Raw genomic sequence first — 18,561 nt, 5'->3', positions numbered from 1 at the left:
TGGGAGAGTATGTCGCCGCCTTCTTCTTGAAAACCCCTTCAGTAATCCTGAAGGGGTTTTTTTATGGAATAATTTGAGAATAAAACATTCTTCAGGTTTAATCAATAAAAAAGCAGCCCGAAGGCTGCTTGTAGATAATTAGTCTTTTTTTTTAATATTCGGGATTGAGTTTTGCAAATAAATCTACGCTAATATACCTGCCATCTTTCACCTCACAATCGACCATCCGACCTTCATAATCAAATCCCAGTTTTTTTAAGGCATTCGATGAATTTTCATTTTCAACTTCAACATAAGCTTCCAGTCGATGAAGTTTTAATTTTTTAAATAGGTAATTTATGATGGTGTTTGCTGATTCGTTGATGAATCCTTTTCCCCAGAATTCCGGAAGCAACCAAAAGCCTAATTCAGCTTTATTATGTTCTTTCTGATAGTCATTAATCCCAATAGCTCCACAGAAATCACCTGAATCTTTTAAACGGATAGCCCACCACATTCCTGAATTTGATTTTTCAAGATTGGAGTACCAGTTCATCTGCTCTGTGGTCTCTTCAAAACTGGAATACTGAACACCGTAATATTTGATAACCTGAGGGTGGGAAAGGCCTTTATAAATATTTCCATGGTCCTGGGCTTCGATCTTATTCAATAATAAACGTTCTGACTCTAAACTGGGGATCTTTATACTTTTCAATTTGATGTAAAAAATTTTAGTGCTTGTTTTAAGTTTAAGATGAGTAGTTGCAAATTTATGTTATTGTTTCCACCTATTTTAAGTCGAACATATAAAAAAAGCCGACCTATAACAGATCGGCTTTTAATTCAAAATAAAAAACTCATACATCAATCAATAAATTGTTCTCCATATTTAACGGGTTCAAGATCTTCTAATTCCTCGGGTTTAAACATCCTTGATTTAATTACAAACCTTAACCCCATCGGGATTTCCAAAGAGAAACTAGATCCGCGACCTTTGGTGATATCTACCAGTAAATGTGTGTGTTTCCAGTATTCAAACTGGTCTTTGCTCATAAAGAATTCACAACCGTGAACTGTTCCAAGCCATACATCATTCTCATTAAGTAACAGATCTCCTTTTTCCAGGCACATGGGGGAAGATCCGTCACAGCAACCGCCACTTTGGTGAAACATTAATTCACCATGGCGCTCGCGTAACTGGTCAATCACTTCTGAAGCTTCTTTTGTTATTTCTACTCTTGGAGTCATATATTATTTATTAGAAGAATCCCATTGGTTTCTTATCATAGGAGATCAGCATATTTTTAGTATGTCGATAATGGCTCAACATCATTTTATGATTTTCACGACCGATACCGGATTTTTTATATCCTCCGAATGGTGCGTGTGCAGGGTAATTATGATAATTATTCACCCAAACACGGCCTGCTTTTATTGCTCTTGATATCTGGTATGCCTGATGGGTATCTCTTGTCCATACACCGGCTCCAAGACCATAAAGGGTATCATTTGCTATTTCAATCGCTTCGGCTTCATCTTTAAAGGTTGTTACGCAAACTACGGGACCAAAGATCTCTTCCTGGAACACCCTCATTTTGTTATTTCCTTTAAGGATAGTTGGTTTGATATAATATCCACCATCAAGTCCTTCGTTAAATGCAGCTTCTCCACCTGTTAGAACTTCGCATCCTTCTTCCTTACCAATATTGATATAATTCAGGATCTTTTCATATTGATCGTTGGAAGCCTGAGCACCCATCATGGTATCAGGATCCAGAGGATGTCCTAATTTAATTGCTTCTGTTCTTTTAATTACCCGTTCTATGAATTTGTCATAGATGCTTTCCTGGATCAATAGTCGGGAAGGGCAGGTGCACACTTCACCCTGATTCAAAGCGAACATAACGGCTCCCTCGATACACTTATCAAAGTACTCATCGTCTGCATCCATGATACTTTCAAAGAATACATTTGGTGACTTACCGCCAAGTTCCAGTGTTACCGGTGTAATATTCTTAGATGCATATTGCATGATTAATTGTCCGGTAGTAGTTTCTCCGGTAAATGCAATTTTATTAATCCTTGGACTGGATGCTAAAGGTTTTCCTGCTTCGGCACCAAAGCCGTTCACAATGTTCAATACACCTGCCGGAAGGATATCTTCTATCAATTCCATAAGGATCATGATACCAACCGGAGTTTGTTCAGCCGGTTTTAAAACCACGCAGTTTCCAGCAGCTAATGCCGGAGCAAGTTTCCAGGTGGCCATTAAGATTGGGAAATTCCAGGGAATAATTTGACCAACTACCCCAAGAGGTTCTGTTACATTGACGCAAACGGTATTCGAATCTAATTCGGCTACTGAACCTTCTTCAGCACGAATTACCCCTGCGAAATATCTGAAGTGATCTACGGCAAGAGGTAAATCGGCAGCCAGTGTTTCTCTTACGGCCTTACCATTATCCCAGGTTTCGGCTCTGGCAAGATCTTCCAAATTCTTTTCCATAACGTCAGCAATCTTCAGAAGCAGGTTACTTCTGTAAGCTGCTGATGAATTATTCCATTCAGGTGCTGCTTTCCAGGCTGCGTCAATTGCTTTATTTATATCATCTTCGGTAGACCGGGCTACCTTTGTAAATGAATTTCCGTCAACCGGTGAAATATTATCAAAATATTCACCTTTCACAGGAGCCGTCCATTTTCCACCTATGAAATTATCGTATTTATCCTTGAATTTTGGCTTCTGAATCTTTTGCTTTTCTGTAGCTTGAACATCGCTCATAATTAAAAAGTTTTAGTTAAATTAATATGTGAAGTCTTCCGGTGGTTAAAAATTCGGAAGGCTATCAAAGTTAAGCTACAGTTTCTCAAATCACCTGACCTATTCTATCAATACTGTGAACAAATCATTTATATAATGTTATATTATTAAAAAACAATGCTGTAAATTGTATATTTAGAAACATGCTGCCTGCAATATTTTTAATAATGTAATTTCTTGGGATATGGAACTTTCGCGTGATTTTTATGAAAACAGGAAGCTTGAAAATTTGGTCGAGAATCAAACTTCATACACGCTGAATAATGCTGCCCTGCACATATTTGAGACGCATGAGCAGGCGGAAAGGGTGCTACTTCAGTTTGATAAGCCTGTTTTGGCGAGTATGCTCAAAGGAAAAAAGATCATGCATTTACGGGATCAGCAATCCTTCAATTTTTTACCAGGTGAATCCTTGATACTTCCGCCAGATGAATTAATGTGTATAGATTTTCCTGAAGCACAGTCAACAAATCCAACACAATGTCTTGCGATGGCCATCTCAGAAGAAAAGATCGATAAGGTTATAGAAAGTATGAATGAATTAATGCCGAAGGTTGATGGTGATGAATGGGCTTTGATCGATTATAATTTTCATTTTACCAATGATGTGGGGATTTACCAGATCCTGCAACGACTACTTTTCTTATTTACAGAGAATCATCCATCAAAAGATATGTTTGTAGATAATATGCTGGAAGAACTGATCATAAGAATATTGCAAACCAATTCCAGGAAAATATACACTGAGCAAAGCTTTAATTTAAGTTCCAATAATAGGCTGGCCTATGTTATTGAATACATTAGAAGTAACCTTCACAATCACTTATCCGTAAAAGGCCTTAGTAAAAAAGCCTGCATGAGTGAATCTAATTTCTATAGGGTATTTAAAAATGAACTGGGAATTTCTCCGACAGATTTTATAAATAATGAGCGTATTAAACTAGCTGTAAGCTTACTTCAAAATCCGAATAAGACGATCAAGGAGATATACCAGGAATGCGGTTTTGAAAGCAGATCTTATTTTAATCGTGTTTTTAAGAGAAGGAAGAAAGTGGCTCCGGGCGATTATCAATCCAGATTTAACGTTAAATTATAAAGGTTTGAAATCGAAAGGTTTTTATAGTTTCTTCAATTTTTTATAAAATCGCTGAAATCTTTAAAAAAATTCTCCAAAAGCATCATTTTGCTAGCTAGAAAAGCTTTCACTTCAGGCCAGTCTTTTTGATTGTGGATACTCACATTATCCATCTGAACATACACTCTGGAAATAATCTTACCCTCAGGTAATTCATATTCTTCTTGCAGGATGGCTTCCGGTAAATATTCAGCTTTTAAGATCTTTTCAAGTGATTGTAATTTTTCGAAATAATAGGCCTGTATCATTTCATCATCATCCGCAATGTCCATTGAAACCTGCGCTACGTTTCGGTTGAAGGTGAACTTCAACTGAATTTCCTTCATTTTAGTGTTATAGAGCAACCATTTATGTGGAAACTCCTTTCCGAAGCCTGTCCAGAATTCCTGTCTAAGTTGTTTTGATTCTTCCCTGCTAAACATTTAGATGAAATAGGCGAGTAAGCCCCCCAGGATTATAACACCAAGCTTTGAAGCGTTAAATGAATGATTCTTTGAGGATTCGAATAAAATCGTTGTTGAGACATGGAGAAAAATCCCAATTACCACAGCATTTACATAAACCGAATATTCAGAAATCACTTCCACATTATTTTTTAACCAGCTCCCAAGCGGTGTCATTAAACCGAAGAATGTCAGGAATAAAAAAATCTTCGTTTTACTAAGCTTGCTATGAACAAGAAATACAGAAAGTATCGCGGCCACCGGAACCTTATGAACCACAACACCGTGTAGCAAATGAGTGTCCTTCTCTAAGGGGAAACCTTCCAGTAAGGAATGAATACTTAAACTAATAAGCAGAAGAACAGGAAATGCATTGGAATTCTGACGAAAATGTAAATGCCCGTGTTCAACCCCTTTTGAAAGGAATTCAAGAACGATTTGCAATAATAATCCAAGCATTATAAAGACCCCGATTCCGGAATCTGGTTCACTGTAGACTTCTGGCAGCAATTCCAGTACGGTCACAGCAAGCAGATAGGCACCACTAAATGCCAGTAAAAGTTTGAACCCTGCCGAACTTCCCGGCTTTAAAAAAAGAGAGATAAGATAACCTATTGCAACTGCAAGTATGGGTAGTAGGTAAATATATAGATTCGTCAACAAAGTATTACTGGTTGGTTGATTACGGAGTGAGCTGCATCAAGCGGAACAATCCTGTAATTATTATACTTTCCGCACAAAATTAACTTATTTTTGTCGTTCTATAAAGAAGGATTATGGCGAATAACTTTAAAATGATCGCAAAGACCTTATATGGTTTTGAAGCGATCCTGGCAAAAGAATTACTGGACCTCGGCGCGATGGATATCAAGCAGGGTAACCGGATGGTTAGCTTCGTTGGTGATAAAGGATTCATGTACAAGGCAAATCTGTGCCTGCGCACGGCTATAAAGATCCTTAAACCTTATGAAAGCTTTAAAGTAAATTCTGAACAGGAGTTATATGATAATATTAAGCTACTTCCATGGGAGGACTTTCTGGACGTAAATGGAAGTCTGGCAATAGATACTGCGGTGCACTCTGATATCTTTACGCATTCCCAGTATGTTGCCTTAAAGGCCAAGGATGCGATCGTAGACAGGTTTCGTGACAGATATGGCAAAAGACCGGATGTTGATCTTGATTTTCCAGATCTAAGGATCAATATTCATATTGAAAATAATTACTGTAATGTTTCCCTGGATAGTTCTGGTGATTCATTGCATAAGAGAGGTTATAGGGGTGCTACTAATATCGCTCCGATAAACGAAGTTCTTGCTGCAGGAATGCTTATCCTTTCCGGATGGCAGGGACAGTGTGATTTCCTTGATCCGATGTGTGGAAGTGGTACTATTCTTATAGAAGCTGCCATGATCGCCTGCAATATTCCTCCAAACTTAAACAGGAAGGAATTTGCTTTTGAAAAATGGAAAGACTGGGATGAAGATCTTTTTGAAAAGATTGAAGAATCTGCCATGAAAAAGATAAGGGATTTCAGTTTCAAGATCCGTGGATATGACAAGGCTCCTTCTGCAGTGATGAAAGCGAAGGAAAATGTGAAAAATGCAAATCTGTCAGATTTCATCCAGATTGAACAGAAGAACTTTTTTGAAAGTGAGAAGGAGAATGACAGATACCTGCATATACTTTTCAATCCGCCTTATGGTGAACGCCTTGAAATAAATGTGGAGGAATTTTATGCAGAAATAGGGGATACGTTAAAGCAGAATTATCATGGAACCCATGCCTGGTTCATAACCACTAATTTTGATGCGATAAAAAGCGTAGGGCTCCGCGCTTCCAGAAAGATCAAACTTTTTAATGGTCCTTTAGAGGCACGACTATTGAAATATGTGATCTACGAAGGTTCTAAAAAGAAAAGTAAACAGAACAATTAGTCCCTTTCTTTCTTATAAAGAGGGATCAGGTAGGAAATCGAATAACCATATCCTGCTCCAAATTCGCTACCGTCATAGGTGCGTCCAAAGCCTGGTATGACCAGATTATCAAAATTTGAAGGACTGTTCTGGCCTATCCTTCTTTTTAGCTGAACATTCGCAGAAAGGTAAAGATTGTTGAGAACTTCAACCTTGAGTCCAACCACCAGTTCTGCCCAGTTGGCGGTAAGCCCGCTTACCTCGTTGTCATCTTCCCGGATATCGGGTCCGAAATAATTGGAAGAGGTGTAAACCCTGTACTGGTCAAGGGTTTGTGAAAACGTGGCAAAACCGTATCGAACACCCACAAAAATGGCATTCTGCATGTCCTGCCAGTTCTCATAAGCGTTATAATCTCCTCCAATCTTGATATAGCTTCCCTTGGTTAAAGTCTTTATATTATCACCTTCAAAGCTTACTTCTTCATTTCCTATTTCTGCGGCGGCATAGAAGTTATTATAAACCCGGTAATCGCCTACCAGTTCCAGGCCGGTGTATTTGTCATCCAGTAAAGTCCGCAGGGGTTTACTGAGATCTACGCCAACTCTTATCCCGTACTTTTCTTTATATCGAACGGTGTCTGTAATCCTCTGTGTTTCCTGAGCAAAACCCGGGATACAGAAAATAAGAATGAAAAACAGGCTAGAAAAATATCGATACATGGGACTGGTTTTGATCTTCAACATTAGGTTGTTCAATCTGAATATCCTGGATCCAGTTATCATCGTCATTCTCTACATCAATCTTTAAACCAACATAATTAACCTTAAAAGCACAGGCACGGTTCAGATACTCTTCTTCGCGGCCATAACTAAGGGTTAAAATATCCTGATTTCCCGGTTCCCCTGGCTCTTCACCTTCCACCGGATCGGGAGGGGTATTCAGGGTGAAGATGTATTCTGTGACATCCTGGTCGGTCCTTAAAGGAATAGCGATGCTGTCCTGACTAAACCGGTTATAAACAGCGGTGGTGTCATTTCCAAGTGACCGCACCCTTAGATTTTGAGGAGCCTTGAACTCAGACGGATCCTCACTGTCATAAAACCTGATGATAAGCAATGGGGTGGTATCGGTGCTTTGAGGACAGATGTCGTCACGCTGACAGCCACTGCTGGCGATTAAAAAACAAATAAGTAAAAAATTAAAAGTATACCTTTTCATTTATCGTCTTTCTAAGCAAACCACGTTCTCAACATGATGTGTTTGTGGGAACATATCTACTGCCCGGGTAGCCGTAACTTTATAGTGTTCATCCAGTAAAGCCAGATCCCTTGCCTGCGTTGCCGAATTACAGCTAACATACACAATACGCTCTGGTAATATACCAATTATTTGGGCTACCACATCTTTATGCATTCCATCCCTGGGCGGATCGGTTATGATAACGTCCGGATGACCATGTTTATTGATAAAACTTTCGGTGAACACCTTTCGCATATCTCCAACGTAAAATTCGGTATTTTCAATACCGTTCCTTTCAGCATTTTCTTTTGCATCTGTGATCGCTTCCGGTACCGCCTCAACCCCGATAACCTTTTTAGCCTGTTTCGCAACAAACTGTGCAATGGTTCCTGTTCCCGTATAGAGATCATAAACCAGTTCATCTCCCTTCAGATTAGCATAATCCCTGGTAATTTTATAGAGATTATAAGCCTGGTCTGAATTGGTCTGATAAAAAGATTTGGCGTTGATCTTGAATTTAAGACCTTCCATTTCCTCAAAGATATGATCACGACCTTTATAGCATATCACCTCCTGGTCGTAAATAGTATCATTCGGCTTATTATTGATCACATACTGAAGGGAAGTGATCTCCGGAAATCTTTTAGCAATAGCATTCAGCAATAACTCCCTCTGTTCCTTAATATCCTCAAAAAACTGAACGAGTATCATTATCTCGCCGATAGATGAAGTCCTTATCATTAGTGTACGAAGAAGGCCTTCCTGATTTCTTGTATTAAAAAATTCCAATCCGTTTTCGGTAGCGAATTCCTTTACAAAATTCCTGATAGCATTGCTAGGGTCCTCCTGAAGATGACACTTTTCGATATCCAATATCTTGTCCCACATGCCTGGGATATGGAATCCCAAAGCATTCCGGTTTTCGATATTCTCTCCACTCTGGATCTCTTCCTGAGTAAGCCATCGACTATCGCTGAAAGAAAACTCCATTTTATTGCGGTAGAAATATATCTTTTCACTTCCCAGGATAGGCGTTACTTCCGGCAGTTCTATTTTCCCTAATCGGCGGAGGTTATTTACTACCTCCTGCTGTTTGTATTCCAGCTGGTACTGGTATTCCATATTTTGCCACTTGCAGCCACCGCAGGTTCCAAAATGCCTGCAAACCGGTTCTGTTCTTTTGTCTGAAAGTTTATGAAATTCTACAGCTGTTCCCTGGTAGTAGGATTTTCTTTTCCTTGTAGTCTGAACATCAGCGACATCTCCCGGAACAGCATTGTCTATAAAGATCACTCTTCCATCTGGTGATTTGGCAATTGCCTTGCCTTTGGCACCCGCATCGGTCACTTCAATTTCGGTAAAAAGCTTGTTTTTATTTCTTCTTCCCATAGCGCAAAAATAGGATAATTAACAAGATTTAAAGAAAGGGCGGTTGATATTTTCAGCAAACATTTAGTAATTTGCAGGAATTCAAAATTCAGGATGATTTCTCTCCTTTTCGCCTGTTCTTTCAAGGGAAAAAAGAAGGAATTGCGTAACACTAATACATAAACTGATTTTACATGCCATTACCAAAAATTAATTCTTCTGAAGAAGCTATTAAACTTGAAGACCAACATGGAGCTCATAACTACCATCCTTTGCCAGCAGTATTAAGCAAGGGAGAAGGAGTTCATGTTTGGGATGTGGAAGGCAATAAGTATTACGATTTTCTTTCGGCTTATTCAGCGGTGAACCAGGGACATTGTCATCCTAAGATCGTGGAAGCTCTCCACGAACAGGCTTCAAAGCTGGCACTTACCTCGCGTGCATTTCATAATGATATACTTGGAGCTTATGAAAAATATGCAACCGAATATTTTGGTTTCGATAAGCTTTTGCCGATGAACACGGGAGCTGAAGCGGTGGAAACTGCTATCAAGATCGCCCGTAAATGGGCCTATGAAAGAAAGGGAGTGAAAGAAACAGAAGCCCAGATCATTGTATGCGAAAACAATTTTCATGGCAGGACCACCACAATTATCTCTTTTTCAAATGATGAAGAGGCACGGAAAAACTTTGGGCCATATACACCGGGCTTTATCAAGATTCCTTATGATGATCCTGAAGCCCTGGAAGCTGCGATTGAGAATAATCCGAGTGTTGCCGGATTTCTGGTAGAGCCTATCCAGGGGGAGGCGGGAGTTTATACCCCTGCTGATGATTATATGCAAAGAGCAAAAGAAATATGTAACAAACACAATGTTCTATTTATGGCAGATGAGATCCAGACGGGAATTGGAAGAACCGGAGGATTGCTTGCCGTTTGCGGACATTGTACCTGTGAGAATCATTGCGAAAGACAGGGAGATACCTACACCAGGCCAGATCTTCTCATACTTGGGAAAGCTCTTTCCGGAGGGAATTATCCTGTCTCAGCAGTACTGGCAGATGATGAAGTGATGGATGTTATCCAGCCTGGTCAGCATGGTTCCACTTTTGGTGGTAATCCTGTTGCAGCGGCTGTGGCCGTTGCAGCCCTTGATGTTGTAAGAGATGAACACCTTACTCAGAATGCGAGAAAATTAGGAAAGCTCTTCAGAAGACTACTTGATGATTATATCAGGGAATCCAATATTGTGAATCTTGTTAGAGGTCGTGGCTTGCTTAATGCAATAGTTATAAATGATTCCCCTGAGAGTTCAACTGCCTGGAAAATTTGTTTGGCTTTAAAGGAAAACGGATTGCTTGCTAAGCCTACTCACGGAAATATTATTCGTTTTGCCCCTCCCTTAGTAATGAACGAAGAACAATTAAGGGATTGTGTGGATATTATTATCCGGACTCTGAAGCAGTTTGAAAAATAGTGTATAAGAGTATATTGAATAAAAAATCCCGCCAAAAGCGGGATTTTTCTATTATTAACCAGTTTATAATTTATCCTCCATACTCTCTTAAGATCTCTTCCTGCATTTCATAAATACCTCCAAATCCTCCGTAGAGTATCAGGCTGACTATTAAACTAATTATACTTAATGCACTTAATACCAAACCTATTATCGCCAGTATTCTTCCGGTCTTTACATTCTGATAACCTGTATACAGTTCGGGGTTTGCACTATAGATCTCAATGGCTCTGTTAGACATTACAAGAGCAATTATTCCGAAGACAACACCCAGGATTCCGTAGCAGCAACAGCCAATAATTGATAAAATACCGAATACTAAAATAAGGGTGGAATTGGGTAATTCTTTTTTTTCCATAAAATGGTTTTAATTGGTTAGTTGAAAATATGAGTCATCTTAATTACATAAGCAATAGCGATGATAACTGCATTAAAAATGATGAGCCCCATCTTTATGCTGTAATCATATTTAAATTTATAAAAAAGATTAAATAGCAAAAAAACCAGTAAAATAACCAGGCTGTATATTGCCGGATACATAAAGAAAGCATCGGTGAATTTACCCTGAAAAAGTAACACAGCTGCTCGTTGTGCCCCACAGCCAGTACATTCAACACCAAACAGGGTCTTGTTGAGACATGGCAACATATATTCCTGGATATTCGTCAATTCTTAATACCTATCTTTTTGGTTAGTTCCCGTTTATCTGTTGTATTTACCTTTACAATATAAACAGCATTCCCTAAATTTCCGGTAGGATGCTTAAATTCTTTCTGAACTCCTTTAAAATTTTGACTGAAGATCATTTTTCCATTCAGGTCATATAGTCTGAAATTACTAATTCCTGAATCATACAGAACTTTTACCTCTAGTTGATCTTCTTTGTTGTTCTGGAAAATATCAATGGTATTAAGCAGGATATTGGGTGGTTTTGGCTTAAACCCTTCTGGCGACTCAGGATCTGACCTGCTAACCGGGAGTTTTTCGATATAGCTTAAGAAGAATCTTTGGGCGTAATCTCCTTTTGGCAGACTCATTTTTAAATACCCCGTTTTAATACCAAAATACAGGTCGTCTTTAGAATCATAAATGAACAAACGATCCGGATTGAAATTATTGAGCTCTCCGATTGAAAACTTAAGAACGGTCTCTTTATCGAGTAGTATTTTTAACGGAATAAGCTCCTCATCTGCTTTAGGCCTAACATTTATAGTGTATGGCTCACCTGAAAGAGACCAGCATACATCACTGGGGGCAGTATCTATTTTCCGGGCATCCATGGCGTGATCTTCATCTGGAGTAGCATCCTCTCTTAAGGCCAGGACCAGTTGCCTGATGTATGTAGAATCAATTTCTATATTCAATCTCAAAGAAGGCATAACAGCTTCAGGACTTTTGAACTGTGAGATGCTGGGATTTTCTTTTTGAAAGACACGTTGTGAATTCTGGAAGGATATCTTTCCGTCACTTTTCCCTATTATCATGAATCCCTGCGCTACCGGACTGATCTTTCGAGGGTACATCTGCCCACTGGTGCCGGTCTCCGTCCCATCAGGATATTTTCTGAAAATAGCAGGAACATATATTCCTGCTCCCGGCGAATAGGTCCCATAGCCTCCTTCATAATCTGACAGATAGTGAGAGTTTCCATCCTTTTTTGAATCCCAGAAATAGGCGATTCCGGTGGAAGAGGTATTCTCGGTAAGAAACTTATCCAGGTTTAAGGCTGAAGGGTATGGATTTCCAACAAGCAGGATCTGGTCTTTTCTAACAGCTAATTCAATTCTTCCGTCATTCGGTAGTCCCCGGAAATCATATATTTGAGCAGATCCCGTATTTATGGCCTGTCCTTCAATTTCATTAAGATTGGTACCATTTACGCCTTTCATAGTAAATCCTTCTCCCGGCTCCAGGTCAAAATGATCGCCTGCATAAAGCCAGTTCGAATAATTGCTACCCGAAAAAGAATAGATCCAACGGTTGGAGATACTTAAAGGATCACTGTTTCCATCCAACGCAGATATAAGTTTTGCATTTCTGCTTCCAGTATTGCTTAAAGGCTCATAAATAATATCATTGATTTGATTGATATTACCGCTAACCATAACCGGTAAGCCCCAGTAGTTATAATCATATGCGTTTGATGTTCCTTTCTGAAAAATGGAGATCTTACCGGACCCATTATTCTGATTGGTATTTTTTGCTCCCTGAAGCAACTGTGCCTCTTTTCTTAAATAGATACTGGGGGAGGTCTCTTTTTTGTTGTTTTCAGTTAAATGAATTTCATTTTGCACAAAAACCAAACGATCTTTTGCATAGATATAGCTGTCTGACTTTGACGAGGGAACAATATATAATTGCGCGTAAAGACCGCTCGCGCTAAAAATCATCGAAAAAAGGAGTGGAAGCTTCATTAAAGCCATAAATTTGCCTAAATGTAATAAATAAAGCATTTCAAAATTTGCTCTTTTAATATTTAACTTATTGAAAATGAATAATTCACAGGTTGTAAATACTTTGCTTATTGTTGTTGGAGGCGGAATACTTCTTTATACGCTTTCAGCTGACGATGTGAGCCCTTATTTTAAGATAATTGGTCTTGTAATTATTATGTTGGGACTCTATAGGGCAACTAATTTTTGGGTTGCTACCAAAGATGATCATAAAAGTGAGAATGAAAAGAAGGAAGATTAATGGAGTTAAAACCAGGAGATAAAGTGGAGTTGCTGGACGATGAGCTAAGTGGGATTGTTCAGGCAGTTGATAATGAGAATGTGCAAATCAAGACCGGGGATGGTTTTATTATGAGTTTCCCGGCGGAGCAATTAGTAAAGATCCAGGATGATATTGATCAGTTAGACCTGGAAGATTTTGATTTTGAAGAAGTGATTCAGGAAAAGAAACCGGACAAGAAGCCAAAATCAAGTCGGGCCAAATCTAGGGATAAGAAGCAACCGCCTATGGAGGTAGACCTCCATGTGAACCAGCTTATAAGGTCTCCAAGAGGGATGACCAATCATGAATTGTTAAATTTACAGCTGGATACTGCCAGGCATAAACTTGAGTTTGCTATCCGCAACCGGATACAGAGAATCGTATTTATTCATGGGGTAGGTGAAGGAGTGCTGAAAATGGAACTGGAATACCTTTTAGGTCGTTATCCCAATATAAAATTCTATGATGCCGTTTATCAAAAATACGGACTAGGAGCCACCGAAGTTTATATTTTACAGAACCCCTGAGATATTAGCTTTCAGTAGTTTCCTGCTCTTCGGTACCATTTTCACAAGTTGGGTCCTGACTTGGGCAAAGAGGGAAATCAACATTCCTCGAATTCAGATTTCCTAGGTTATAGGTCTGGAACTGAATAGATTCCCCGGAACCATCCTGTTTTTCAAATTTAAGATTGTTTATCAGGATCTGGAGTCCGTAATTTCTTGTTATATCATGTGAAATATATACCTCATGTTGTACCTGGGCCGTCTGTTCCGGGTTAAGGTAATTGGAGATCCCTTCTGCAGTCTGAAAAGCTGCAGGATTGTCTTCATCTCCCTCTTCAACTTCAAGCCGGGTAAGAACATTATCGTTATCATCGTCGTTATCCAGGTAATTGGGAGTGCCATCCTCGTCAGTGTCCCGGTATCCAGCCTCATTCACGGGATCTCCAGCACTATTAGCTAATTCGTTTGCCGTTTCCACATTATCGCCATCGTCATCTACATCCAGATAGTCAGGTATTCCATCCTCATCGGTATCCTGATGAGCTTCACCTGTTGAATCCCAGCCTTCATCCAGGTTTTCCAATCCATCTCCGTCAGGGTCGGCATTACCCGTTTCATCGATAAAATCTGTATTTATTATAACTGTAGCTCCTGTACCGCTAACCCACTCTTCAATTACGTCTGGCGAACTGGGAGGGACCACATTACAGAAATAATCATTTGGCACTTCAGAATCATAGATGCGGTAAACCACCCGGTTATTTCCCGTTAATGTGAAACTTATCTGCTCTTCTTCCGGTGGAATAAGGTTGCCATCTTCATCTACGTCCAGTTGATTACTGCTGAACTCAAGTGAAATAGATTCAAAAACATCGTTGTTGTTAATTGCGTAAATCACATTCTTATTAGTGCCTTCACAGAATTGAAGTGTACTGTCCTCAAAATCGAAACTGGTAACAATTATTTCCCCGTCATCGCAGGCTCCTAAAAGAATTAAAAGGGATATGCCCAATAATAAACGTCTCATCAAGATGCTTTTTCAACAAAAATAAGGGAATCAAAGTTATAAGGAAGCGATGTAGGAAATTATTTTATTTCCCTTAATTTTGCAGCCATGGATAAAGTCTATTTTGATTCAGCAGCAACAACCCGGTTAAGGGAAGAAGTGGTCGAAAAAATGACCCGTGTTTTAAAGGAAGTTTACGGTAATCCATCTTCCACCCATAGTTTTGGAAGATCCTCCAAGGCTCTTGTTGAACAGGCCCGGAAGACGGTAGCTGGGATCCTTAATGTGAAGGCTTCTGAGATTGTTTTCACCTCAGGAGGTACCGAAGCCGATAACCTGGCACTCAACAGCGCTGTGCGTGACCTGGGAGTAGAAAGGATCATCACTTCTAAAGTTGAGCATCATGCAGTTCTTTATACGGTTAATCAGCTTCAGGATTGTTTTGATGTTGAAGTTGAATACGTTACACTGGATGAAAAAGGGAATGTAGATTTTGCAGATCTTGAGAAGAGGCTTCAGAATTCAGATAAAAAGACACTGGTAAGCCTTATGCATGTTAATAATGAGATTGGTAATAAGATCGATCTTAAGAAAACGGCAGAACTGGTTAAGTCTTATAATGCCCTGTTTCATTCAGATACCGTGCAATCCATAGGCCATTTTGATATGGATCTTAGTGAAATTCCGGTTGATTTTACAGCGGTAAGTGCTCATAAATTTCATGGTCCAAAAGGGGTTGGTTTTGCTTTCGTAAGGCGAAACTCCGGACTCAAGCCTCTTATTTTTGGAGGAGAGCAGGAGAGAGGACATCGTGCCGGAACCGAAGGTGTGCATAATATAGTAGGACTTGAGGAGTCCCTGAGACTTGCTTATGATAATCTTGAAGAGGAGAAGGATTATGTAACATCTTTAAAGAAGCACTTTATTGAAAGTCTGAAAAGTGAGGTTCCCGGAGTCAAGTTTAATGGGAATTGTGAAGATTTTGAGAATAGTACTTATACGCTTATAAATGTTTGTCTGCCTGTTTCTCAGGAAAAGGCCTTAATGCTTTTGTTTCAACTGGACCTGAAAGGAATAGCCTGTTCCAAAGGGAGTGCCTGCCAGAGTGGTAGTGACCAGGGTTCACATGTTCTGAATGCCTTCCTGCCGGAAGAAGACCTGAAAAAACCCTCGCTAAGATTTTCTTTTTCCAAATACAACACCAAAGAGGAAATAGATTATGTGGTAAAGAGTCTGAAGGAGTATATTGAGAGTTAGATAATATCTTATAATCAAGTCAATATAAAATAAAAAAGCTGAACCCAGGTTTAGCTTTTTATTTGAAGGTTTTCGTCAAACTATTATTTTCAGCTTCTATTGTGATCATAAATCCTGAAAGCAAATCCAGGATTAGAACTCTGAAAGTTTTTATTTTCTAAAGAATTTAGCCGTATAGGTGGTAGTATTCCCTACATTATCGGTTACTATCACTTTAAGATCATTTTCGGTTTCCGTAACTACCTCATCAGAAAAATAATGAGTTAGCGTATTGTTCTTATACTCATATTCCATCAAAATGAACTTACCATTCACCGTGGCACGATACGAGTCAATTCCGGAGAGATCGTCTGTTATCTTCACTTTCAGGGTTTCGTTATTAGAGATCCACTGCCCGTCATAGAAATTCACAGGACTTATTTTAGGAGGGTTTATGTCGGCCACCAGGGTGTATTTACCAAAAGTTCTTGTGCCAGTGGTAAAACGACTTCCCTTTTTATAGGTCGTGGAGTAATTTGGCCGGCCATAATCTCCCAACCGGGCGATAAATAACTTTTCCCAGTCTTCTTTTGGATATCTGTTCATGTCAAAGCCAATGGTCATATTGCTATGCAAAGGGATCTCATCTCTGTGAAGTTCTATTGTATCCCCGTTGAATTTTATATCCAGGTAAGCGTCTTCGTATAAGCTTCCTTCCGGAATATATACATCGATGTTATTCTCTTTTACCGAAAAGGCTTCATTGGCCCTGGCTAAATATGGAGTCTCATTTCTTTCCTTTTTTTGGATCCTGTCGCTTATCTGCCCTTTAATAGGAATTCTGACCACTTTTTCATTACCCTGAATATCGGTCACCCGAATTGTATACTGGTAGTCAAGGCTGTCTTTGATATTAAGCTTGCCTTCTGCCTTAAGGTTTCCGTATAGGCTTAAGGGATTTCCGGCATTTCTGTAAAGCTTTTGTATTCTGTTACGATGATTGGCATAGTAGCCATAATCAATAAGCTGATTAAGATGTCTGGTCTCAGAAAATGAGAACTTTTCAAAATTTATCTCGAACACTTCATCTCCATTTAGGCTGGCTTTAATTTTATAAACCCCGTTATGATTATATGCACCATCCTGTTGATCTACAGTAGAGATACCAAAGCCTATTTCACCACATGCTTCAACCTGATTTGTAGTGTATGAACCATCATTTAAGGGAATGAGCCTGAGTTTCTGCCGTTCCTGGGAGTTATTCACATGAGCGTCTTCTTCAAGCGGATAGGCGAAAAGTCCTTCTATCAAAGGAGCGCGATTATCGGGAACTTCAATCCCAAACAATTGAGCGTTCATGGGGCGCTGATTTCCGTCCCGTATCTCAAAATGAAGATGAGGGCCTCCGCTGCCTCCGGTGTTCCCGCTATAAGCTATAACTTCACCCTGTGCTACCTGCAGCTCTCCTGCCTCAGGGAACAGCTCTATTTCGTAGGATTCCTTATCATATTGCCTTTTTCTGACATATTCTTTGATCTTTGGTGCAAGTCTTTGTAAGTGAGCATATACGGTAGTATATCCGTTGGGATGCTGAATGTATAATGCTTTTCCGTAGCCATAGTGCTGGATATTGATACGGCTTACATATCCTGCTGCAGAAGCCTTTACCTCAAGTCCTTCTCTTCCCTGTGTCTTTATGTCTAGTCCACTATGGAAATGATTGGATCTTAGTTCTCCAAAAGTGCCCGAAAGTACCAGGGGGATATCAAGAGGATCCTCAAAATAGGCCGCCGGATACGGAGATTGTGCCTTTAGTAAAGTGGAAAACAGGATTATAAATAACAGGCTTGTTGCTCTCTTCATAGATCTGGAATATTCAATTTTAAACCTGGGGTAAAGTTAAACAAACTTAGGGCAAAATTAAATGGCTTGCTAACAGAGAATTATTGATATTGTTGATTATTATTTCAAAACAGCTAAAAAAGTATTGGGATATTTAAAAGCGTATGTTAACTTTGTAAGGGTTCACATCGGTTTTAGCGCTTATGAGTGAAATGACGGAAATAGTTGATAACCTTGAGAATAGGATCAGTAAGCTGCTTCATAAATATGAACTTATGAAACAGACAAATGAAGCCCTTCAAAAGGAATTGACATCTGTTAGAACTGAATATGGAAAGCTTGAGGAAGATATGCAGGCCTCCAGGGATCAGATTCAGACCTTGAAAGCGGCGAACGCGATGCTTGGCAGTACCGACCATAAAAAAGAAACTAAGCTCAAGATAAACAGCCTGATCAGAGAGATCGATCAGTGCATAGTTCAGTTATCTGAATAATTTATAAAATGGAAGATAAACTGAAGATCAAAATATCGATTGCAGACCGTGTTTATCCGCTAACTATCCAACCCAGCCAGGAGGAGGGTTTAAGGAAGGCGGCCAAGAAGATCGAAGCGATGATTAAACAGTTTGAGCAGAATTACGCGGTGAGGGATAAACAGGATGTGCTTGCAATGTGTGCATTGCAGTTCGCCGCCCAAACTGAACAGAAAAATATTGATAAGTCGAGCGAAATGATTGAAGCAGAAGAGAAATTAAGATCACTTAATGAACTGCTGCAGCAACATTTAACCTCATAAGTTCTTTAAATAAATAAGGTTACTGCCTGTATTAGTGCT

At 39.4% G+C, this 18,561-nt stretch carries 21 protein-coding genes; 8 read left to right on the top strand and 13 right to left on the bottom strand.

All coding sequences use genetic code 11. From position 1 onward, the window contains the following. Window positions 1-151: 151 nt before the first annotated feature. The 3 genes from LU635_RS10455 to exaC all read right to left on the bottom strand — a co-directional run bounded on the left by LU635_RS10455 (window position 152) and on the right by exaC (window position 2,761). Window positions 152-694 (bottom strand): GNAT family N-acetyltransferase, encoded by a 543-nt coding sequence (locus tag LU635_RS10455; protein WP_240098915.1) that lies wholly within the window; start codon window positions 692-694, stop codon window positions 152-154. Between the two features lie 149 nt (window positions 695-843). Then, the gene (locus LU635_RS10450; RefSeq protein WP_240098913.1) at window positions 844-1,227 is read right to left on the bottom strand and encodes a DUF779 domain-containing protein; all 384 of its coding nucleotides are present in this window, start codon (window positions 1,225-1,227) and stop codon (window positions 844-846) included. Between the two features lie 10 nt (window positions 1,228-1,237). Continuing rightward, window positions 1,238-2,761, bottom strand: a complete 1,524-nt coding sequence (exaC, locus tag LU635_RS10445) for an acetaldehyde dehydrogenase ExaC (RefSeq protein WP_240098910.1) — start codon at window positions 2,759-2,761, stop codon at window positions 1,238-1,240. Between the two features lie 223 nt (window positions 2,762-2,984). Here exaC and LU635_RS10440 point away from each other — a divergent pair, with 223 nt between their 5' ends. Then, entirely contained in the window at window positions 2,985-3,896 is a 912-nt protein-coding gene (locus LU635_RS10440) for an AraC family transcriptional regulator (RefSeq protein ID WP_240098908.1), read from the top strand. Window positions 3,897-3,928: 32 nt separating this feature from the next. On the opposite strand, the gene LU635_RS10435 is transcribed toward LU635_RS10440, so the two are convergent. Further along, the gene (locus LU635_RS10435) at window positions 3,929-4,357 is read right to left on the bottom strand and encodes a DUF4268 domain-containing protein (RefSeq protein WP_240098906.1); all 429 of its coding nucleotides are present in this window, start codon (window positions 4,355-4,357) and stop codon (window positions 3,929-3,931) included. Next, on the bottom strand, window positions 4,358-5,041 hold the full coding sequence (locus LU635_RS10430) for a ZIP family metal transporter (protein WP_240098888.1): 684 nt from the start codon (window positions 5,039-5,041) through the stop codon (window positions 4,358-4,360). It abuts the gene before it with no gap. Window positions 5,042-5,154: 113 nt separating this feature from the next. On the opposite strand from LU635_RS10430, the gene LU635_RS10425 reads away from it, so the two are divergent. Then, window positions 5,155-6,315, top strand: a complete 1,161-nt coding sequence (locus LU635_RS10425; RefSeq protein WP_240098885.1) for a THUMP domain-containing class I SAM-dependent RNA methyltransferase — start codon at window positions 5,155-5,157, stop codon at window positions 6,313-6,315. Here LU635_RS10425 and LU635_RS10420 read toward each other — a convergent pair. Genes LU635_RS10420 through rlmD form a run of 3 tightly spaced genes read right to left on the bottom strand, consistent with a single transcriptional unit; the run spans window position 6,312 to window position 8,925 of the window. Next, a complete protein-coding gene (locus tag LU635_RS10420) occupies window positions 6,312-7,016 on the bottom strand; it encodes a DUF6048 family protein (RefSeq protein ID WP_240098882.1) in 705 nt (234 codons plus the stop codon). The two genes, LU635_RS10425 and LU635_RS10420, sit on opposite strands and share 4 nt — an antisense overlap. Next, the gene (locus LU635_RS10415; RefSeq protein ID WP_240098880.1) at window positions 6,997-7,515 is read right to left on the bottom strand and encodes a DUF6452 family protein; all 519 of its coding nucleotides are present in this window, start codon (window positions 7,513-7,515) and stop codon (window positions 6,997-6,999) included. The genes LU635_RS10420 and LU635_RS10415 overlap by 20 nt, the downstream gene beginning before the upstream one ends. Further along, complete coding sequence (rlmD, locus tag LU635_RS10410) at window positions 7,516-8,925, bottom strand: 23S rRNA (uracil(1939)-C(5))-methyltransferase RlmD (RefSeq protein ID WP_240098877.1); 1,410 nt, start codon at window positions 8,923-8,925, stop codon at window positions 7,516-7,518. A gap of 173 nt (window positions 8,926-9,098) precedes the next feature. On the opposite strand from rlmD, the gene rocD reads away from it, so the two are divergent. Then, the gene (rocD, locus tag LU635_RS10405) at window positions 9,099-10,382 is read left to right on the top strand and encodes an ornithine--oxo-acid transaminase (protein WP_240098874.1); all 1,284 of its coding nucleotides are present in this window, start codon (window positions 9,099-9,101) and stop codon (window positions 10,380-10,382) included. 70 nt (window positions 10,383-10,452) lie between these two features. On the opposite strand, the gene LU635_RS10400 is transcribed toward rocD, so the two are convergent. Genes LU635_RS10400 through LU635_RS10390 form a run of 3 tightly spaced genes read right to left on the bottom strand, consistent with a single transcriptional unit; the run spans window position 10,453 to window position 12,835 of the window. Beyond that, window positions 10,453-10,779: a CCC motif membrane protein gene (locus tag LU635_RS10400; protein ID WP_240098872.1), complete on the bottom strand. Its 327-nt coding sequence runs from the start codon at window positions 10,777-10,779 to the stop codon at window positions 10,453-10,455. A gap of 17 nt (window positions 10,780-10,796) precedes the next feature. After that, on the bottom strand, window positions 10,797-11,090 hold the full coding sequence (locus LU635_RS10395; RefSeq protein WP_240098869.1) for a DUF2752 domain-containing protein: 294 nt from the start codon (window positions 11,088-11,090) through the stop codon (window positions 10,797-10,799). Further along, entirely contained in the window at window positions 11,087-12,835 is a 1,749-nt protein-coding gene (locus LU635_RS10390; RefSeq protein WP_240098866.1) for a T9SS type A sorting domain-containing protein, read from the bottom strand. The genes LU635_RS10395 and LU635_RS10390 overlap by 4 nt, the downstream gene beginning before the upstream one ends. A gap of 76 nt (window positions 12,836-12,911) precedes the next feature. Here LU635_RS10390 and LU635_RS10385 point away from each other — a divergent pair, with 76 nt between their 5' ends. Both LU635_RS10385 and LU635_RS10380 read left to right on the top strand, forming a co-directional pair. Continuing rightward, the gene (locus LU635_RS10385) at window positions 12,912-13,115 is read left to right on the top strand and encodes a hypothetical protein (protein WP_240098864.1); all 204 of its coding nucleotides are present in this window, start codon (window positions 12,912-12,914) and stop codon (window positions 13,113-13,115) included. Continuing rightward, on the top strand, window positions 13,115-13,663 hold the full coding sequence (locus LU635_RS10380) for a Smr/MutS family protein (RefSeq protein ID WP_240098861.1): 549 nt from the start codon (window positions 13,115-13,117) through the stop codon (window positions 13,661-13,663). Before LU635_RS10385 ends, LU635_RS10380 begins: the two co-directional genes overlap by 1 nt. A 4-nt stretch (window positions 13,664-13,667) precedes the next feature. Here LU635_RS10380 and LU635_RS10375 read toward each other — a convergent pair whose 3' ends face one another. After that, the gene (locus LU635_RS10375; RefSeq protein ID WP_240098858.1) at window positions 13,668-14,669 is read right to left on the bottom strand and encodes a hypothetical protein; all 1,002 of its coding nucleotides are present in this window, start codon (window positions 14,667-14,669) and stop codon (window positions 13,668-13,670) included. An 87-nt stretch (window positions 14,670-14,756) separates the two neighbouring features. Between LU635_RS10375 and LU635_RS10370 the strand changes: the two genes are divergently transcribed. Beyond that, window positions 14,757-15,905, top strand: coding sequence for a cysteine desulfurase family protein (locus tag LU635_RS10370; protein WP_240098856.1), 1,149 nt, complete (start codon window positions 14,757-14,759; stop codon window positions 15,903-15,905). 150 nt (window positions 15,906-16,055) lie between these two features. Here the strand turns inward: LU635_RS10370 and LU635_RS10365 are convergent, their stop codons facing one another. Further along, window positions 16,056-17,747 carry a M23 family metallopeptidase gene (locus LU635_RS10365; RefSeq protein ID WP_240098853.1) on the bottom strand — a complete coding sequence of 564 codons (1,692 nt, stop codon included), beginning with the start codon at window positions 17,745-17,747 and terminating at the stop codon, window positions 16,056-16,058. A gap of 182 nt (window positions 17,748-17,929) precedes the next feature. Between LU635_RS10365 and LU635_RS10360 the strand changes: the two genes are divergently transcribed. After that, complete coding sequence (locus LU635_RS10360; RefSeq protein WP_240098850.1) at window positions 17,930-18,220, top strand: hypothetical protein; 291 nt, start codon at window positions 17,930-17,932, stop codon at window positions 18,218-18,220. An 8-nt stretch (window positions 18,221-18,228) separates the two neighbouring features. Further along, window positions 18,229-18,522 (top strand): cell division protein ZapA, encoded by a 294-nt coding sequence (locus LU635_RS10355; RefSeq protein ID WP_240098848.1) that lies wholly within the window; start codon window positions 18,229-18,231, stop codon window positions 18,520-18,522. The last annotated feature ends 39 nt before the right edge of the window (window positions 18,523-18,561 follow it).

The sequence above is a fragment of the Christiangramia crocea genome (genome assembly GCF_022410465.1).
GTDB lineage: Bacteria > Bacteroidota > Bacteroidia > Flavobacteriales > Flavobacteriaceae > Christiangramia > Christiangramia crocea.
This window is presented reverse-complemented; position numbering and strand designations above follow the sequence as displayed.

Bases quoted from the DNA above. Each gene is read 5' to 3' on its own strand.
- LU635_RS10355 (WP_240098848.1), top strand. From the start codon at position 18,229: ATGGAAGATAAACTGAAGATCAAAATATCGATTGCAGACCGTGTTTAT.
- LU635_RS10360 (WP_240098850.1), top strand. From the start codon at position 17,930: ATGAGTGAAATGACGGAAATAGTTGATAACCTTGAGAATAGGATCAGT.
- LU635_RS10375 (WP_240098858.1), bottom strand. From the start codon at position 14,669: ATGAGACGTTTATTATTGGGCATATCCCTTTTAATTCTTTTAGGAGCC.
- LU635_RS10435 (WP_240098906.1), bottom strand. From the start codon at position 4,357: ATGTTTAGCAGGGAAGAATCAAAACAACTTAGACAGGAATTCTGGACA.
- rlmD (WP_240098877.1), bottom strand. From the start codon at position 8,925: ATGGGAAGAAGAAATAAAAACAAGCTTTTTACCGAAATTGAAGTGACC.
- LU635_RS10415 (WP_240098880.1), bottom strand. From the start codon at position 7,515: ATGAAAAGGTATACTTTTAATTTTTTACTTATTTGTTTTTTAATCGCC.
- LU635_RS10450 (WP_240098913.1), bottom strand. From the start codon at position 1,227: ATGACTCCAAGAGTAGAAATAACAAAAGAAGCTTCAGAAGTGATTGAC.
- LU635_RS10390 (WP_240098866.1), bottom strand. From the start codon at position 12,835: ATGAAGCTTCCACTCCTTTTTTCGATGATTTTTAGCGCGAGCGGTCTT.
- LU635_RS10425 (WP_240098885.1), top strand. From the start codon at position 5,155: ATGGCGAATAACTTTAAAATGATCGCAAAGACCTTATATGGTTTTGAA.
- LU635_RS10380 (WP_240098861.1), top strand. From the start codon at position 13,115: ATGGAGTTAAAACCAGGAGATAAAGTGGAGTTGCTGGACGATGAGCTA.
- LU635_RS10420 (WP_240098882.1), bottom strand. From the start codon at position 7,016: ATGTATCGATATTTTTCTAGCCTGTTTTTCATTCTTATTTTCTGTATC.
- LU635_RS10370 (WP_240098856.1), top strand. From the start codon at position 14,757: ATGGATAAAGTCTATTTTGATTCAGCAGCAACAACCCGGTTAAGGGAA.
- LU635_RS10400 (WP_240098872.1), bottom strand. From the start codon at position 10,779: ATGGAAAAAAAAGAATTACCCAATTCCACCCTTATTTTAGTATTCGGT.
- LU635_RS10385 (WP_240098864.1), top strand. From the start codon at position 12,912: ATGAATAATTCACAGGTTGTAAATACTTTGCTTATTGTTGTTGGAGGC.
- LU635_RS10440 (WP_240098908.1), top strand. From the start codon at position 2,985: ATGGAACTTTCGCGTGATTTTTATGAAAACAGGAAGCTTGAAAATTTG.
- LU635_RS10365 (WP_240098853.1), bottom strand. From the start codon at position 17,747: ATGAAGAGAGCAACAAGCCTGTTATTTATAATCCTGTTTTCCACTTTA.
- exaC (WP_240098910.1), bottom strand. From the start codon at position 2,761: ATGAGCGATGTTCAAGCTACAGAAAAGCAAAAGATTCAGAAGCCAAAA.
- rocD (WP_240098874.1), top strand. From the start codon at position 9,099: ATGCCATTACCAAAAATTAATTCTTCTGAAGAAGCTATTAAACTTGAA.